Source organism: Mariniphaga sediminis (assembly GCF_003573545.1).
GTDB lineage: Bacteria > Bacteroidota > Bacteroidia > Bacteroidales > Prolixibacteraceae > Mariniphaga > Mariniphaga sediminis.
Window position 1 is genome coordinate 118,024 of record NZ_QWET01000010.1, and the last position, 13,857, is coordinate 131,880.

Sequence of the window (13,857 nt, forward strand, 5' to 3'; positions counted from 1 at the left end):
CTTCAACTCAACCAAACATACAGAAGTACCGTAATAACTGAAAGCACGGCCAGGTGTAATCGCCAGTCGGTTAAACCGGAAAATTTTTCTATGGCAACCGAATAATTTATAGTTGTTTTTTCCAGCTTTTCAGGCGCTGTTTTTCTGGTAAAAGCTGAAACAAGGAATAAAATTCCGGTAATCAGCATTTCAGCCCACAGTCCACGTAATCCAAAATTCAGTGTGTATTTGTGGTGCAGTACCGGGAATATTTTTGCACCGGTTTCGGGCCCCAGAAATTGATCGACCACAAAAATGGTTGCCAGAATTACACCTGCAATAACCGAAACAGCAGCTCCTTTCAATGTTACTTTTTTGCTTATAATCCCAAAAAATATTGCCGGAAACACCGGGATAACCAGGTAGGCTGTAATGGTTTGCAGGTATTTGTACAACCCTTCTTCATTTTTGTATACGAGCCAGGCTGCCCCAATTCCAAACAATACCACAATAAAAATTACAATTCGACCGATAAGCACCTGATTTTTTTCAGAAGTTTTGGGCCGGAATTCCACCACAAAATCGCGCACTACCAGGGTGGATACGGAGTTTAAAACTGCAATAAGAGAAGTAATTAATGCAGCTACCAGTGAGGCCAGCACCAATCCGCGAATGCCCGATGGCAATAACTGGTTGAGCAATACAATAAATGTTTGCTGCGACTCTTCTCCATCCAAACCCGGGAAAAGGGCAAATGCAATAACCCCGGGCAATGCAAAAATAAATACGGGAAACAGCTTCAGAAAAACGGCAAACATGGCACCCCAACGAGCCTGTTTCAAATTCGGGGCAGCCAAAACGCGCTGCACGTTCACCTGGTCGATTCCCCAATAAAAAATACCGGCGTAAAAAGCCGTGGCAATGATTCCCCAAAACGGGTAAACCGGGTCTTCCAGCGGTTTGGCAATTACCATCGCCTCCGGTACTTTTTCCATTAAGCCACTCCAGCCCCCCACCTTGTCAAGACCTATAAAAAGCATAATGGAGCAACCGACAATCATTATAACAGCCTGAATGGTATCCGTATAAGCGACCGCCGTAAATCCACCAATAATGGTAAAAACCGCTACAATCAATCCGGTATAAAAAACGGTAGTCATTACACTCCAGCCCAGAAGACTGTTCATTACCAAAGCGCCGGCAAACAATGTAAACGCCAGTTTGGTCATAATACTAATTACCAGCATCAGGCCGGAAAAGAACAGCCGGGCATTGCGATTATAACGAATCTCCAAAAATTCGGGGATGGTAAAAATCTTGTTTTTGATGTAGTAAGGAAGCAATACAGCACAGGCAAACCCCAATGTAATGGCTGTAGTCAGTTCCACAGAACCGGCAGAAAGACCATAACGGTAGGAATCACCGGAAAGCCCGACAAGATGTTCGGCGCCAATATTGGTAGCAAACAGGGATGCGCCGATTACAGGCCAGGTTATTTTTCTTCCGCCCAGAAAAAAATTCGAACTGTTTTTCCCGGCCCTTCTGCGATATGCCATGTACAACCCTACGGAAAGGCTGCCTATCAGCACAAAAAGACCTATCACCCAGTCCAGTAAGTTTAGCGAGATGCTCATTTGGTTTCGTTTTTACTTATTTACTCAGTTTCTCCATCCGTTTAATGCTTTGAACCATAGCCCTGACGGTGTGGTAATTAATTTTCCAGGAATGGCCCATGTGTGTCCAGATGGGCTCACCGCGGCGCGAGAGCAGCGGGTACCATTCACCCACCCCTTTGTTCACGACCTTGTCGAATACAAACCGGTGCACATTTTTGTAAGCCTCCCAATACTTTTCGTTGCCTAATAAAATCACCGCATCAAGCAGGCCGATTAAAACCTCAGCCTGTTGCCAGAACTCTTTTTCGCGGTCGTAAACTCCGCCAGAGTGCGGCCCTTCCACAAAAACACCTCCGAATTCATAATCAACTCCATTATCGATAGTATGATCGTAGATAATCCGGAACAAACCCTTATAATTTTCCACATCATCCTGAAGGATTTCCAGCGCATGGTTTAACAACCAGGCAAACTCGGCATTATGTCCATAGCAGGTGTTGTCTGTGGCATTTCCTTTTTGTCCTTCTTCCGAGAAACGGTCCCATCCCCAGATAATATCAAATTTGATTTGAGGCGCAACCGACCAGTCTTTATAAAACTGCGGAACCCCGGTTTTATATTCCGGATGGATAATACGATTCAGTAAAAGGTCAATCACCTCCAGTAATTTCCGGCGGTGCACCTCTTTCCCCGTACATTCGTAAAGCGTGGTAAATGCTTCCATCAGGTGCATGTGTACATCCAGTGTTTTGCGATCGCCTCCCTGGCTGCCCGGGCCACAAAGTGTCCAGTCGCGTTGAAACATTTCCCAGTAACCGCCATACATGGTATCTGCGCCATACTTCTGCAACAAATCAAAAACCTTTTCGGCATATTCAACGCCTCGTTTATCACCGGTGGCGAGTGTGTATTCGCTCAAAGAGTAAATGGCAAAACTGTGTCCGTAAATAATTTTCTGGTTGTTTTTTACATTACCTTTCCTATCGAGCATCCAGAAAAAACCGCCGTGTTGATTGTCCCACATTTTGTTGAGCAAAAAATCCACACCGTGGCGGGCTATTTCCGCAAGCTCCCCGTTTCCGTAGCCAGCCCTGTGTGCCGACGAGAGGGTGTAAAGGCAGCGTGTTTGTGCAATCAGCGACTTTTCATCTTCTCCTGTATCGTTTCCCTTCTCATCGAAATGAGTGAGGTAACCACCATTCTTTTCATCAGTCATTCGCATAATCCAAAATGGCAAAAGTTCATTTATCAAATGGTTTTCTGCTTCTTGCTTCAGTTGAACGAGTTCTTTTATATCCATTGGTGTTATTCGTTTTAGTTGAAAATATTCAGAATATGCCTCTAAAAAATTATTTCACACAAAGACGCAGGTTCGTAAAATAGTAAATAATATTACACTCTACCCCTTTGCGTCTTTGCATGAAACTGCGAAACCCCTCTGCTACAGGAGTCTCATTACTTTATTTCTTTAAATTGCGATAAACCAAATCTTTGGCTTCAATTTTCATCCCCGGGTTGTGCCCCTGAATAGCAAAATGCCCAGATTTATAATCATTGTCTTCGTAAGTCATAACCAATTTCCCGTTCACCCAAAATTTGATTTCTGAACCGACAACTTTAATCCGGTATGAAAACCATTCTCCGTCGCGGGTCAACAACTCAGTGGCCTTCCCTGTTGGTTTTCCGGGTTTCCACATCCAGCCGGTATGTGCCTCCTGGTTGTTACAAATCTGGGCTTCATACCCCCGGGGAAATCCATCCGGATTATCAGCAGGAGGGTTTGCCCTGAAATAAAATCCACTGTTTGTTTTCTCACCGGTAATGCGGAACATTCCTTTAAACTCAAAATCAGAGGCAGACACATCGGTATAAATATGCCCCATTCCCCCTTCTCCGGTTAAAATGCCATCCTGCACATACCATTCAGCATCTCCCCGCACAAACCATCCGGTTAAATCTTTTCCGTTGAACAACGAATTCCACTTTGGTTTGGCAATTGTCTGGTTTGTGTTTAAAAGCAACAGGATAATAAAAGATAACAATACTGATTTTTTCATATTCAAAATTTTCCTTGATTAAAACTATTGAGGCATATCAGGAAGTGACCACCCATTTCGATAGGTGTGTTTTATCAGCTCCCGCGAAAATGATTTGGCATTGATGGGGTCGCTCCAAACTTTGTTAAACCTTGGATGCCCTTCAATTATCTCCATTCCGTCGTCAATACAAAATTTAAACTCTTCGTTGTCCCGAATATTGGTAAACTCCATATTTAATCCATCCCAGTGCAACTCTTTATTCAAATCCTGCAAACGAACTGCTAAAACTCCCATCACCACCATTTCGTTAAACGGGCCGGCTTCTGAAAAAGGAGATGCCGTTTCCGTACGGTTTTCCGGGCTTTCCTTACAGGCCCTGATCCAATCTTGTTCGTGACTGGTTGTAATGCGCGGGATTGATTGTGGCACTTTAGGATCGCGCCCGGACAACAGCCAGGGTTTTTCACCGTAACAACCACAAATCAGTTTATCTTTTGTTCCGTGGAATATCACGCCTCCGCCTGATACGTTCATGTCACGTCCTTCCGGCCAGTCAGAAGGTTTCAGGGGCCTCATACCTCCATCCATCCAGTTTACCTGAACTTCGGGAAAATTGACTTTAATCCCTTTTTCTTTGGGACGTGCCGGAAATACCAGCTGAACCATTTCACTGTCCGGAGGAGAGTCGGTCATAAGCAACGTTGAAACTCCCTGCACCTTGGTGGGATACCCCAGTTTCAGTCCCATAAATACGGGATGAAGGATATGGCATGCCATATCGCCAAGGGCACCGGTTCCAAAATCCCACCAGCCCCTGAATGTCCAGGGTGTATACATCCGGTGGTACGGACGAAACTTTGCCGGGCCGAGAAACAAATCCCAGTTCATGGTTTCGGGCGGCCACATTCCTGTTTTAGGAGCGGCCAACCCCTGCGGCCACAGAGGGCGATCGGTAAAAGCTTCCACTTTGGTGACTTCTCCAACCTCATTGTTCCAAAGCCATTCCTGGATTTGGCGAACCCCTTCGCCTGAGGCGCCCTGGTTCCCCATGGAGGTGGCAACTTTGTACTTTTCTGCCAGCTTTGTCAACAGCCTGGATTCATAAACCGAATGTGTAAGTGGTTTTTGCACATACACATGCTTGTTCAATGTCATGGCGTGTGCGGCAATAATGGCATGCGTATGATCGGCTGTAGCAACCAACACCGCATCGATCGATTTGCCCATTTCGTCGTACATCTTCCGCCAGTCCCAAAACTTTCTGGCTTTGGGAAAATGTTCGAAACAACGTTTGCTGTGGTCCCAGTCCACATCACACAACGCCACAATATTCTCACTTTCCATTCTCCGGAGGTTGGAGAATCCCATTCCACCAATACCTACTCCCGCAATATTTAATTTGTCACTTGGTGCTTTGTGTCCCAAACCGGCCACCACATGGCTCGGCACAATGGTTAAACCAGCAGCAGCAGTTGCTGTGGTTCCAATAAAATCTCTTCTTTTAATTGTACTAAAATTTCCCATTTGATTACATTTTATTGATAAGAGACATTCTATTTAAGTTTCTGATACAGCGCCAGCAGAAAATCACGGTTGTCTGCTGTAAGGTAGTGCATTTCTCCGCCCATCCGATGAAACGTTTTACAGTAGCGCAGGTAGTAAGCCGGGTTATCCATGGGCGGTTCGCCATCTTTATCCCAATCCCAGTCGGATTCAGCCAAATCAACAACCAAAATGTAATGGTTATCAATATGACCGCTACGCTGGATTTCCAGGTTTTGCGCCATAGACAGCGACTTTTCAAAAATCATGGGCGACATTACGGCTGACCCAACTGACATGTAAACACCATCGTCCAGGTTACTCACACTTTGGGCGAAATACAGAAAGTCGCTTTCTGCGGTGCGCCCAATAGAGGCCCCGTGGTTCATCGGATGATTGTAAATAATATCGTGCCCGAACATGGGATGCCCGGTGAAAGGAACCTGCAATGCGTACGCATTCCCCTGAACCGAATAGTTTTTATACGGATGTGGAATATCCATAAACCCGGAAGAAAGGTTGAAGTGCTTAATTACACCGGCCAAATCAATGGCAGCGGCAGCTCTTCCGGGATCAGATCCCATATTGTTCCGGGCAAATTCATATAAAAATGAAGTTTCAGGAATGTCGAGCCCCTCCCGGTGAACCATTTTTCCCACCGACTCTCCGTAGCCAAGGCCTTCGTAAGCACCCACAACAAGGGACAGATTGATGTAAAACCCGGTTCGGTCCCAAATTCCAAACTGCCCGCGTTCCACATTCTCACGTACATCCTCACTCGATTTTCCCTGGAAAGCAAACTCCCAGTCGTGGATAATTCCGGCCCCGTTGGTAGCCAGGTGCGTTACCCAGCCCTCTTTCACCAGCGCGACGAGCGTGGGTGCCATGCCGTTTTTTATAGTATGCGCACCAAATGTAAGCATGACCGAACGGCCCAGTTCACGCGCTTTTTTGATACGCGAAACGGTTTGGTCGATAAGTGACATGCCACCAGCAGTTAAATCCCGTGGAAGCTGATTCACGGAAATGTGATCGCGTTCAATATAAACCTTGTTTTTCCGGTCGGCAAGCCGTTTGATATCCAGACTATTCCGGTCAAGTTTTGGGTAAGGCATTATTTTTTATCTTGAATGTTTAACAACTGCAGCAATTTAGGCAACTGCGAAAAATCAGGGATAACGATGTCAGCTCCGGCTTTGATCAGGCGTGAACGCTTGGCCTCGTTCAGACTATGCCGTTTCTCTTCGTTGCTGGCAATTCCAATGGTGGCGCCACCCCGTTTACGGGTTTCACGAATTTCCACCGGGCCGTCGCCAAATGTAGCCAGCTGCCCGGTTTCCGACTCTCCGATAGTATTAAGAATCCTGTCGAGAACCATCTTTTTAGCCTCCTTGGTTACATCCCCCACAGCGCCGTAAATTCCTCCTTTAAACAAGTGGTCGTAGCCCAGAATGCGTGCCTCGTTTTTTACATCTTCTTCATCGGTACCGCTGGCCAGGTACAAGGTAACCCCTGCTTCGTACAATGTTTCCAGCAACTTTACTGCATTCTTCAGGGTAAAATCTTCCAATGCCAGTTCGCTGTTGGCAATCTTTGCCTCGCGCTCCCGCACCATTTTAAGCAATTCGTCATTATAAATCTGTTTATAACCAAATTCATCCAGAACCTGATCCGCCGGAACCTGACCAAATTCTTTGACCAGATCGACCAGTCCTTTCATTTGGACAAGCGTTTGGATCCCTGTGGTTTTGTCAATAAAATCAATGACCCTTGTCTGGACTTTATGGTACAATGCTTCGTCAGCATCCTGAAAATGTTCCCCCAGGATGGCTTTTATCATCATGGGTTGCATAATGTGTTCCCAGCCCTCACGCAAAGTGGAAATGGTTCCGTCGTGGTCAAAAATGGCATGACTGATATTCAGCGGTTTTTGCCATTCTTTGATGATTTCAATTTCGGTCCCCTGCCAGTAACGGGCGTGGCGGATGTCTTCCGCCAGCTCCGGGCTGTAAACAAAGTCCGGATCGGATCCAATTTGGAGAATTTCATCAGGGGAAGCGGTACCGGTTTGAAATAGTTTTTGTACCGTCACCCCGGCAACATACGAACCGATTTGCGCCGCTGTTTGCATATTGTACCCCGCGGCCAGCGTGGCTGCTGCACCAGCCAGATAACTGTCGCCGGCGCCTACCGGGTCAACCTTTGAAATAATCATCAGCCCGTGAATATCGGTTACGCCGTTCTCATCTACAATCACCGAGCCCCGTTCTCCGCGGGTAATGAAAAGCGGCTTACCGTATCTCTCATACAACAAATCTGCTGCTTCTTTCACTTCGGAATAAAGCACCACATCATTTGCATCTTTTTCAAGCCCAATTAAATTCGCTGCCTCACTGTCATTCATTTTCCGGTAGGAACCGGTGTAAAAGCCGTTGTAATTCCTGCTGTCGGTAATAAAAATCTTTTCCGGGAAATATTGAATTACCTCCACCAGTTTCTTTCTGAAATATTCGGTGTGGATACCAGATAAAACCTGCTGGTTGATAATTATAACATCTACCTGTGGCACTTCATTTTTCAAAAGCCCGATGAGCTGGTCGGCAGTTTCATTTGAGAGGGCATTGAAGTTCCCAAAATCAATCCGGTTTTGTTCCGCATCTGCAATGTAGGGCTTGGTATAAACGTGCGTAGACCAGCTCTCTTCCTGAACTACCAGATTGCGCGTATCGATACCGTTTTCGTGCATTACTTTTACCATCTCATTTCCAAAGGGATCCGGGCCAATTACCCCAAATGCACGCACATCTTTTATTCCCATGGCCGCCAGGTTACTGGTAACATTTCCGGCACCACCCAATGAATAGCGTTGCTGCTTAACAGGCATTGTCGCCTGCCCGGTTTCAATAGAAATTTCACTTTTCGATTCATCGATAAACCAATAAGCATCCAGGCAAAAATCACCAACAACCGCAATCTTTACCGCACTAATATCATGTAATACTTTTTGTAACTGTTCTTTATTCATGTTCGTTATAAAATCATCATTATTCCAAAATCCTTTTCTTAGTTCTCTGTCATTGAAGGAGGTGCATCTTCCTGTTTAATTCCCCAATTTTTATTTGGCTCAGGCCCCATCTGAAAAACCAGAGTCCCTCCATTTTTAATATCCTCATGACGATACCACGTTTTTTCCAGCGGCTTCCCGTTCAGGGTTGCAGATTGAATGTATTTGTTCTTATTTGAATTATTTACCGTTTCGATAATAAATTGATCTGCATTATAATAAGCCCTGTCCAAATGCACTGTGACTTTGCTGAACGTCGGGCTTCCAACCGTATATACATTTTGCCCCGGCGCTACCGGATAAAATCCCATGGCACTCAACACGTACCAGGCCGACATTTGCCCCATGTCTTCATTCCCACACAAACCGTCCGGACCATCGTGATAAAGTTCGTCCATTACTTTTCGAGCCAGCTCTTGTGTTTTCCAGGGAACACCTGCATAATTATACAAATACAAAGTGTGGTGACTGGGCTCATTTCCATGGGCATACTGTCCAATCATCCCGGTTACGTCAGAAGTTGTTTCCTGTACTTCCGAACTAATGGTAAAGAGCGAATCCAGTTTCATTAAAAACTTATCCTTTCCGCCTTCCATTTCAATTAATCCCTCTACATCGTGCGGAACAAACCAGGTATACTGCCATGCGTTTGCCTCGGTGTAATGCCGCTCATCGCCATGCCCAACAAAAGTGGGATTAAAAGGCTCCAGCCAATTCCCCTTGTCATCTTTGGGGCGGGCAAAGCCAGTGGAGGTATCGATTATATTTTTGTAGGAAGTGGATCGTTTCAGGAAATATTCATAATCCTCCGTTTTTCCGAGCGCCTGAGCAAACTGAGCCAAACACCAGTCGTTGTAAGCATATTCCAGCGTCCGGGAAACCGACTCCCTCAGTTTATTGTAAGGAATGTACCCGTACTTCTGGTAATACTCCAGACCAACCCTGCCCTTGGAACGGTGATCTGCCGGAGGAATTTCCATGGCATTCTTTTTTACCGCCTCGAAGGCTTTTTCGGCATCAAACCCGTCAATACCTTTTTTGTAAGCATCTACAATGGCAGCGACCGGATGATCGCCAATCATATCGTTTGTATAGCTGTTCCCAAACTGCTGGGGAGTAGGAAGCCATCCCCCCTGCTCGTACTGTGCCATCATGGTGCGCACGGCATCCAGGTTTCGCTGTGGTTCAACCAGTGTGAGCAGTGGCATTTCAGCGCGGTGAGTATCCCATAAAGAGAAATCGCTGAGGTACGTAAAATCGTTGGCTATATGGATCTGTCCGTCCAGCCCCACATACTTTCCATCCACATCGCTATAGGTGGCAGGGAAGAGTAAGGCATGGTAAAGTGCGGTGTAGAAAGTGGTTAATTTTTGCTGTTGTAACGCCGGGGAATCTTCTGTCGGAGTCTGAACTTCGATTTTGCTCAAAGCCTGGTTCCATTTCCCTGCTGCATTTTCTTTCACTGTATCAAAATTCCAGTCCGGAATCTCCGTTTCCACGTTCAGTCTTGCCTGTTCAATGCTTGTATACGAAATCCCCACTTTTACTCCGATGGTTTCATTTTCAGCAGTAGTATAATCAATGTAGGCGCCGGTATAAACACCCGAATCCTCTTTGGAACCCGGCTTAATGTTGTCTCCGCTCCAGGTTCCGTAAGCTTGAAATGGCTTACTGAATTTTGCACAGAAATACACTTTTTTATGTTTTACAAAACCATGTGAAGCACGGTGCCCCACAATTTCGGTGTCGCTAACAATTTTCACTTCGCTGCCTACTCGATAGCTGTTCCGGATGCCGTGACCTGCGTCAATAACAATGTGCGCAGCCTCAGACTTGGGAAATGTATAGCGATGAAAGCCGGCCCTTTCCGATACGGTAAGTTCAGCCTTAACCGAATAGTCTTTCAACTGCACGGAATAATAACCAGGCGATGCTGTTTCTTCCTCATGGGAAAATCTCGAACGGTACCCCTCATCCGGATTTTCTTTGCTTCCCGGTACCACTTTCAGTTCGCCGGTAGTGGGCATCAACAGAACATCGCCCCAGTCGCCGGCACCCATTCCGCTACGATGCAAATGACTGAACCCCATCAATGAGTTGTCGCTGTAATGATATCCGGAACACCAGTCCCAGCCTTCCACACCCGCATCAGGGCTCAATTGCACCATTCCTCCCGGAAGCGCCGCTCCCGGGAAAGTATGCCCGTGAAAATCGGTTCCAATAAAAGGGTCAACAAAATCATTATAATGAATAATTTCTGCCTCTTTTTGAGTCTTACAGGCCGGGCCGCCCAAAACTATAATGGCCACCAGAATTATTCCTTTAAACTTTTGATACATATTCTTAATTTTATTTTAACTGATAAATATTTTATCCTGCTTCTTCCAACAGGTTAACTTCCTGGATCTGTCCGGTACCGGGTTTCATCCGCAATGTTTTAATCTCACACGGGCGGAAATTCCCCTTCCATGTACGTTGGGCAAAATGAATGTCAAGTGTTGCCGCGGTTGAAACTCCCGATGTTTCTACACACCTGAAAATAATGTCATCGGAATCCTCCGCCTGCTTAATGGATGAAACAATAACATTGGGCTTATCCACAGAGAGGAACGAGCCTGTTTTAGGCAGTTTCCCATCATGAATTCCCTGATAAATACACACCGGTGCCGCCATAAATTCTTCTGTAATACGAGCAATCCGGCTTTCTTTCCATGAGTTGTTATGCGGAACAAGCAGCAAACGGAAAGTATGAATTCCCTGATCCATCCATTGGTATGAATTTTCCAGGTTTAGTTTTTTAGGATTATGATGGGCAAAAACCGCTGCCCGGGCTACAGAAATACGAATGTCACTTCCATTGACACTGTACCCGTATTTTGCATCATTAATTACCGAAAGCCCGTATGTATTTCCGTTTTGTTTTCCTGCTACATCAATCCAGCGCAGGCCGGGATTCTCATCGCCATTAGCTTCGCGGACAATATGTCCGTAAGGCACTTCGTAAGTTGCTTCCGGAGTTTCCACATTTACCGGGAATGAGAATTTCAGCATTTTTAGCCGCTCATGCCAGTTGAGTGAAACACTGGCTTCAATATTCCGCGACCCTTTTGACAAAGCCCAGTCGATGGTAAGGGTGGAATCTCCATAGCTTGTTTCTACCCTGACGACACCTTTTACCGGTCCCTCCCTGAGTACTCTGATTTTGGCATTTCCAAAAGCACCTATTTCTTCCGAAAACGCTTTTACATCGTGGCTCCAGGTATCGCTCGGGTCATTTATCACAAGGGCTTTACATCCCCCCTCTCCTCCTGAAAACACTTCGTTACCAGTCTGTTTATCCAGGATACCAATCTCGCCATTCTTTGAAAAACGAATCTTGTAAAACTCATTTTCAAGGGTGTTATTTTGGGCCTGTACCCCTTTCTCTACCGGAGGAGTTTTGGCATCCATAAGCCGAATCTGACGGTACCCAAACGGAGGCAGTTCAACTTCCGTGATCAGTGTTTTGCGGCTTCCGGTTTCGGTAGTTCCCGCCGCCCACTGGTGCGGAAGCGGATTTCCTTTCTCATCTTCTACCCTTGAAGCAGCTCGTCTGTCACTCCAGTTAAAATCATATTCTATGGTTTGCCGTGTTTCCCAGGTGTGCGGATTAAAAACGACCAGATATTCTGATTCCGGATCTTCTGAAGAAATTTGCCATTCCAGTTTCTGGATGTTTTTGATAATTGATTGATGCGCCGTATCAAGAGCATAACCATAGCCTTCTCGGGCTGTTTGGGAATGTTCCGGCAATGAGGTTCCGGCCAGGCTGTCGTGAAACTGCAAAAACAGGACACGCTGCCACGCCGTGGTGAATTCATGCTTCGGGTAATTTGCCCGCCAGGCCACCTTTCCGATGGCTGCCATTTTTTCGGCTGTTACCAGGGCGGCTTCCGATTGCCGGTTGCCCTTTTTAATCTCGATTTCCGCAGTATAACACCCCTGTGCATGATGCTGCAAATCATCCTTTACAGTTGGCAAATCCAGGTTCTGTTTTTCAACTTCCTCAAAATATTTATCCATCGTGCTGAAAAACACCTTGGGGGCTGCACTGTCATTTTTCAATGCTTCTATTGAGCGGATATTTTCTTTGGTAGCGCCTCCTCCGTGATCTCCGGCGCCATAATAAGCCATAAAACTTTTCATTGGCTGATTCTGAAACCTTTCCAGAATTCTTTCCACACGATTATCTACCGGCTTGGTTTCATTGTAACTAATCGGAATGCGGTATGTCAGCACACGCGAGCCATCAGTACCTTCCCACCAGAACAGGTCGGCCGGAATATTTTTTTCATGTGGCCCGGGACGCATAAACACATAATGTTTCATTCCCTGCAAGTTCAGAATTTGCGGCAGCGTACCGGCATGGCCGAACGAATCGGGATTAAACGCGATGGTGGCTTTCTGTCCCAGCAGGCGCTCAAATGTTTTTTGGCCGTATAATCCTTGCCGCACCATTGCTTCCCCGTCCGGGATGTTAACATCGGGTTCCACCCACCAGCCTCCTACAATATTCCATCGTCCTTCTTTTACGCGTTGCCGGATTTCATCCAGCATTTCCGGGTCGTTTTCCGCCACCCATTCATAAAACTGCGCAGAGCTTGCTACAAAGGTAAAATCAGGCGTTTCGTTCATTCGGTCAAGTGCCGCACGAAAAGTACTGTGGATTACCGACAATCCCTCAGACCAGGGCCAAAGCCACACCGGATCGATGTGGGCATGCCCAATCATGTGAAAACGAAAATCGAGTGCGTTGGCAGGCCAGGCAATCTTTCCATCATTTCCTCCGGTAAAAAAAGCACTAACCGGATCCAGAACCACCACTGCGGTACCTGCAGCACTGCGGTTTATAAAATCCCTTCTTGTAATCCCGGTACCATTTTCAGTTACTTTTTTACTCATTTTTATTGGTTTTAGTTGGACAATTCAAATTCTATTGCATACCAAACATTTCGTTTTCAATCATTAAACACATTGCATGATACACCGGAAGGTGCAACTCCTGCACAAAGGCAGTGCGCTTTTCCGGAACATTAATAAGCACATCGCAGAACTCTTTCATTTTACCTCCTGTTTCACCGGTCATTCCAATGGTTTTTAAACCTTTTGCTTTTGCTACAATCAGCGCATCAAGTACATTTCGGGAGTTTCCAGAGGTGCTCAATCCCAGCAACACATCTCCCGGATTCCCATAACCGATAACCTGTTGTGCAAAAATGTAATCACCACCAATATCATTGGAAACGGCAGAAGTCAGTGCAGTGTGCGCAGAAAGGGAAATAGCCGGCAATCCCTGCTGAAGGTTATTTGCCAGTAATTTTCCCCGTTCAGGAGAAATATCATCCAGTGTTTTTTGAAATGACGGCTCCAGTGACCTTTTCATTTCGAAACCCTTCATCAACTCACCTACAATATGGTCTGCATCGGCACTGCTTCCCCCATTGCCGCAGGCCAGAAATTTTCCTCCTGTTCTGAAAGAATCTACTATCATCTCAACAGCATCTTTTATAGGCTCTTTCAAAAAATTTATTCTGCTATATCGATTTAGCAATTGTTGCAAAATAATATTTTCCATACT

9 protein-coding genes are annotated in these 13,857 nt (G+C 45.9%); all 9 read right to left on the reverse strand.

Annotated elements, in window-relative coordinates:
* Positions 1-2: 2 nt before the first annotated feature.
* Complete coding sequence (locus D1164_RS14330; protein WP_119350689.1) at positions 3-1,613, reverse strand: SLC5 family protein; 1,611 nt, start codon at positions 1,611-1,613, stop codon at positions 3-5.
* Positions 1,614-1,629: 16 nt separating this feature from the next.
* Complete coding sequence (locus D1164_RS14335) at positions 1,630-2,895, reverse strand: AGE family epimerase/isomerase (RefSeq protein WP_119350690.1); 1,266 nt, start codon at positions 2,893-2,895, stop codon at positions 1,630-1,632.
* A gap of 160 nt (positions 2,896-3,055) precedes the next feature.
* Positions 3,056-3,652 carry a 3-keto-disaccharide hydrolase gene (locus D1164_RS14340; protein WP_119350691.1) on the reverse strand — a complete coding sequence of 199 codons (597 nt, stop codon included), beginning with the start codon at positions 3,650-3,652 and terminating at the stop codon, positions 3,056-3,058.
* Positions 3,653-3,676: 24 nt separating this feature from the next.
* A complete protein-coding gene (locus D1164_RS14345; protein WP_119350692.1) occupies positions 3,677-5,158 on the reverse strand; it encodes a Gfo/Idh/MocA family oxidoreductase in 1,482 nt (493 codons plus the stop codon).
* 29 nt (positions 5,159-5,187) lie between these two features.
* Positions 5,188-6,291 carry a hypothetical protein gene (locus D1164_RS14350; RefSeq protein ID WP_119350693.1) on the reverse strand — a complete coding sequence of 368 codons (1,104 nt, stop codon included), beginning with the start codon at positions 6,289-6,291 and terminating at the stop codon, positions 5,188-5,190.
* Positions 6,291-8,201, reverse strand: a complete 1,911-nt coding sequence (locus D1164_RS14355; RefSeq protein WP_119350694.1) for a PfkB family carbohydrate kinase — start codon at positions 8,199-8,201, stop codon at positions 6,291-6,293. Before D1164_RS14355 ends, D1164_RS14350 begins: the two co-directional genes overlap by 1 nt.
* A 38-nt stretch (positions 8,202-8,239) precedes the next feature.
* Positions 8,240-10,579, reverse strand: coding sequence for a GH92 family glycosyl hydrolase (locus tag D1164_RS14360; RefSeq protein ID WP_119350695.1), 2,340 nt, complete (start codon positions 10,577-10,579; stop codon positions 8,240-8,242).
* A gap of 31 nt (positions 10,580-10,610) precedes the next feature.
* Positions 10,611-13,181 (reverse strand): alpha-mannosidase, encoded by a 2,571-nt coding sequence (locus D1164_RS14365; RefSeq protein WP_119350696.1) that lies wholly within the window; start codon positions 13,179-13,181, stop codon positions 10,611-10,613.
* A gap of 31 nt (positions 13,182-13,212) precedes the next feature.
* Positions 13,213-13,854, reverse strand: coding sequence for a D-sedoheptulose-7-phosphate isomerase (locus D1164_RS14370; protein WP_119350697.1), 642 nt, complete (start codon positions 13,852-13,854; stop codon positions 13,213-13,215).
* Between the last annotated feature and the right edge of the window lie 3 nt (positions 13,855-13,857).